Origin of the sequence: Streptomyces sp., assembly GCF_019510245.1 — a bacterium.
In the GTDB taxonomy this organism is placed as follows: Bacteria; Actinomycetota; Actinomycetes; order Streptomycetales; family Streptomycetaceae; genus Streptomyces.
The window spans coordinates 1-1,497 of sequence record NZ_JAEKKT010000522.1 but is presented as its reverse complement, the minus strand read 5'-3'; the positions used below and the strand labels follow the sequence as shown (position 1 = coordinate 1,497).

General features: G+C 69.7%; 3 protein-coding genes. 1 reads left to right on the top strand and 2 read right to left on the bottom strand.

Annotated features, from left to right (window positions below; translation table 11 throughout):
• Both JF597_RS54985 and JF597_RS54980 read right to left on the bottom strand, forming a co-directional pair.
• Positions 1–619, bottom strand: a 619-nt coding sequence (locus JF597_RS54985) for an ADP-ribosylglycohydrolase family protein (protein WP_294014727.1), incomplete at its 3' end; no start/stop codon positions are given.
• Between the two features lie 81 nt (positions 620–700).
• Positions 701–1,078 carry a helix-turn-helix domain-containing protein gene (locus JF597_RS54980; protein WP_294014724.1) on the bottom strand — a complete coding sequence of 126 codons (378 nt, stop codon included), beginning with the start codon at positions 1,076–1,078 and terminating at the stop codon, positions 701–703.
• Between the two features lie 84 nt (positions 1,079–1,162).
• On the opposite strand from JF597_RS54980, the gene JF597_RS54975 reads away from it, so the two are divergent.
• Positions 1,163–1,497: NAD(P)-binding domain-containing protein (locus JF597_RS54975; RefSeq protein WP_294014721.1), on the top strand; the 335-nt coding region annotated here is incomplete at its 3' end.

Below are 1,497 nucleotides of genomic sequence, written 5' to 3'. Positions count from 1 at the left end.
CCGCCGAGATCAGCGCCGCCGCCCACATCGCCCCGTACACGCCGTTGCCGGTGTGCGAGAGCACCGCGTCCCGGCGGGCCAGGGACGCTGCCCGACGTGGGTCGCCGGGGCAGGTCCAGCCGTAGATGTCGGCACGGATGAGGGCGCCGATCCACTCCTGGCAGGGGTTGTCGTACGTCGCCGTCAGCGGCGGTTTCAGCCCGTTGGCGAGGTTGCGATAGGCGGCCCGCTCCGCGGTGAACGTCTGCAGATACGGCAGCCTCAGCAGCCACAGGTCGCCCACCTGTTCGGTGCTGAAGCCGAAGCCGTGGGTCTCCAGGAGGTCGAGGCCGAGGATGGCGTAGTCGACGTCGTCGTCACGGCAGCTGCCGTGGATGCGGCCGCGCACGCACTCACGCCACTCGGGCCGCAGTTCGAAACCGTCGCTCTCGCCGACGGGTTCGGGAAGGTAGTCGGTCAGGGGCAGGGCGGCGGCCTGCCGGAGGTAGCGGTCGATCCGGTCCCGCGTCCACAGGTCGCCCTGCTCGACCGGCTTGCCGAGCATGTTGCCCGCGATCCGGCCGAGCCAGCCCCCGAGGATGCGGTCGGCGAGCTCTGGTTCGGTGCCCACAGGGGTCATAGCTCCGGTGTACCCGATTCCGGAGAGCCGCACAGTCCCCCGCCGAGGTGGTGGTGTCGTCGCTGCGGTCGCGGGACCGGTTCATGCCCTGCTGGGCGAGGTCTCGGGCACGGCGACCTTTTCGAGGCCTTCGCGGCACGTCCGTTCCGTCCCCCAGACGCTGAGTGGCCCGAGCGCCTGATGGAGCGTGTGCCCGTCCTCGGTCAGGGAGTACTCCACCCGCGGTGGCACCTCGGCGTAGACCTCCCGGTGGACGAGTCCGTCCGCCTCCATTTCCCGCAGATGCTGGGTGAGCATCTTCTCGCTCACTCCGGGCAGACCGCGGCGGAGTTCGGCGAAGCGGCGTACACCATGAGTGTCGAGTTCCCAGAGGATGAGCCCCTTCCACTTCCCGCTCACCACGTCCAGCGCGGCGTCGATGCCGCAGATGTACGGCCCGCGCCTCGGTCCCTTGGCCATCACTGACCCCCCTTACTAAAAGGTAAGTACCGCAGAAAATAGTGGGTACTTCCGGGCTTCGGGGAGCTCTTCCAGGATGGAGGCGTGAACGAACACCAGAACCCCACCAGTACACAGGGCAGCGCGGTCACCGTGATCGGGCTCGGCCCGATGGGCCGGGCGATGACCCGCACCCTCCTCACCGCCGGCCACCCGGTCACCGTCTGGAACCGCACCGCCGGCCGGGCCGACGGCGTCGTCGCCGAGGGAGCGACGCGCGCGGCGACACCCGGCGAGGCGCTCGAAGCCAGTGACCTCGTGATCCTCAGCCTCACCGACTACCGGGCGATGTACGACATCCTCGACGGCTCCACCGCGTCACTCGCCGGCCGGACGCTGGTCAACCTGAGCTCGGACACGCCCGACCGCACACGCGAGGC

Bases quoted from the DNA above. Each gene is read 5' to 3' on its own strand.
- JF597_RS54980 (WP_294014724.1), bottom strand. From the start codon at position 1,078: ATGGCCAAGGGACCGAGGCGCGGGCCGTACATCTGCGGCATCGACGCC.